Genomic DNA, 2,607 nt, shown 5'->3' with positions numbered 1-2,607 from the left:
CCGCCGCACCGCGCGTCGAGCCGGTCGCGGAGCCGGTCGCCGAGCCGACGGACGGCGCCCCCACGGCCTGACCGCGCCGGCCGCCCGAGCGCACGGCCGCACCGTCCCGGTGCGACGACGAAGGCCCGTCCCTCCGGGGACGGGCCTCCGTCGTCGTGCGCGTGCGCGCGTCAGGCGAGCACCGAGGGCGCCGCGAGCGCCCACCGCTCCTCCCACGGGCCGATCGGCTCGACGCCGGCCGCCCGGACCGTGTCGTGCGACAGCACCGAGTACGCCGGGCGGGGCGCCGGACGCACGAACGCCTCCGACGTGGTCGGCGCGACGACCTCCGGGTCGCCGCCGTCCGCCGCGACGACCGCCTGCGCGAACCCGCGCCACGACGTCTGCCCCTGCGACGTCGCGTGGTACGTCCCGCCGGGCGCGTCGGCGTCGACGAGCCGCACGACGAGGTCCGCCACGTCCCGGGTCCACGTCGGCTGGCCGACCTGGTCGTCGACGACGCTCACGCCGCCGCGCTCGCGCACCAGGCGCGCCATCGTCTTCGGGAAGCACGCGCCCCGCGCCCCGTACAGCCACGCGGTCCGCACGACGAGGTGGTCGGGGCCGGTCGCGCGGACCGCCCACTCGCCCGCAGCCTTCGTGCGGCCGTAGGCCGAGCGCGGGTCGACGGGCGCGTCCGCCGCGTACGGCTCGTCCGCGTCGCCCGCGAACACGTAGTCCGTGCTGATCTGCACCAGCCGTGCACCGCGTGCGGTCGCCAGCGTCGCGAGGTTCGCGGGGCCGACCGCGTTCACGCGGAAGGCATCGGCCTCGCGCGTCTCGGCGTCGTCGACCGCCGTCCAGGCCGCGCAGTTGACGACCACGTCGACATCGCCGGCCAGCGCCGCGACCGCGGCCGGGTCGGTGATGTCGACCGTGTCCCGGTCGAGCGCGCGCGCCTCGTCACCGCGTGCGCGCAGCACGTCCACCAGGTCCTGCCCGAGCATGCCCGCCGCTCCCACGACCCACCACCGCACCGGCTGCCTCCGTCCGTCCGTCCTGCCCTCGGTCACGCGCGACAGCGTACGGGTCGGGGCCGCGCCCGCCCGTGCCGGTAGCATCGGGCGGCGCGCGGCCGCCGACGCTGCTCGTCGGTGCCGCCGCGCGGAGCCCCTGTCGTCGACCGCGAGGACCGACCATGTCGCCGGGCGAGGCCCACCGGACCGAGCGAGCGCCCGGCGCCGACGACCCCGCCGACGGCCGCGCCGACCGACCTTCGCCGCTGCGCAGCGGCCGGACGTGGGCCACCGCCGGCGCCGTGCTGCTCGTCCTGCTCACCGTGCTCGTGTGGTGGACCCGTCCCGCCGGGCTGGTGCAGGGCGAGCGCACCCAGACGGTGGGCGTCTCCACGCCGTCCGTGCTCCTCGAGCCGGGGCACGAGGTCGTGCAGGAGGTCACGGCCGACCAGGACGGCCTCGCCGCGGTGGGCGTCAGCTTCACGACGTTCCTCGGCGCCACCGACTGCGCCGTCGACGTGAGCCTCGAGGACCCCGCCGGCGACGTCGTCGCCACGCAGCGCACCGCGTGCGCCGACCTCGTCGACAGCGTGACGACGACGCGCGCGCTGTCGTTCGACCCGCTCGCCGACAGCGCGGGGCGCACGTACACCGTGCGCGTCACGTCGGCGCCGGGCGCGTGGCAGCAGGCCGCCGCGGTGTGGCTCGGCGAGCCGCGGTCCGACGCGGAGCCGGCGGTCGTCGACGGCGTCGTGTCCGACCTCACCGCGCTCGTCGTGGCCGAGTACGCCGCCCCGCCCGTGCCGCAGCAGGTGCTCACGGCCTTCGAGCGCGCGTCCGTCGGGCACGCGTGGTGGGTGCAGCCGCCCGCCATGGTCGCGTGGGCGCTGCTGCTCGCGGTCGCCCTCGTCCTCGCGGTGCACAGCTCCTTCCGGTCGATCCGCGTCGCCACCTGGTGCGTCGTGGTCGTCGCGCTGCTGCGCGGCCTGCTGTGGGCCGGTCTCCTGCCGCCGCTCGAGGGCATGGACGAGGGCGCGCACGTCGCGTACGGGCAGTTCCTCGCCGAGGAGCGCCGCATCCCCGTCCGGGGTCAGCCGTACGACGAGCTGCCGGACGCGCTGAGCCCGCAGCTGCAGGTGCTGCACGAGTACCAGGGCACCGGCCTGACGCCGCCCTCCGACCGCCCCGACCACTCCGTCGAGGCCAAGGAGGAGCTCGTCCGCGACCTCGCGGCTGCGTCGCCGCGCGCCAACGGCACCACGGCCGCGGCGGGGTACCCACCCGCGTACTACGTGCCGTCGGCCGTCGCGTACGCGCTGACGCCCGGCACGTTCGACGACAAGCTGCTCGGGATGCGCCTGGTCAGCGTGGCGCTGGGCGCCCTCGCCGCCTGGGCCTCCGTGCTCGTGGCGCGCCGGCTGCTGCCGGGCCTGCCGACGCCGGCGGTCCTGCTGGCGCTCGCCGTGACGCTGCAGCCGATGGTGGCGCACCAGTTCGCCATCGTGAACAACGACGCGCTCGTCATCGCCGCGGGGTTCGGCTCGCTGGCCGCGGCGCTGCGACTCGCGGCCGGCCGCGTGCGCGCGCGACGTGGCCGCGCGAGCCAGGGCAC

At 77.4% G+C, this 2,607-nt stretch carries 2 protein-coding genes; one reads left to right on the top strand and one right to left on the bottom strand.

Going from position 1 to position 2,607, the window contains the following annotated elements:
* Positions 1 to 170: 170 nt before the first annotated feature.
* Positions 171 to 1,016, bottom strand: coding sequence for a dTDP-4-dehydrorhamnose reductase (gene rfbD, locus AB6N23_RS18045; RefSeq protein ID WP_412867343.1), 846 nt, complete (start codon positions 1,014 to 1,016; stop codon positions 171 to 173).
* Between the two features lie 161 nt (positions 1,017 to 1,177).
* Between rfbD and AB6N23_RS18040 the strand changes: the two genes are divergently transcribed.
* On the top strand, positions 1,178 to 2,607 hold a 1,430-nt coding region (locus AB6N23_RS18040), incomplete at its 3' end, for a DUF2142 domain-containing protein (protein WP_412867342.1).

The organism is Cellulomonas pasadenensis (genome assembly GCF_047229365.1).
Classification (GTDB): Bacteria; Actinomycetota; Actinomycetes; order Actinomycetales; family Cellulomonadaceae; genus Cellulomonas.
This window is presented reverse-complemented; position numbering and strand designations above follow the sequence as displayed.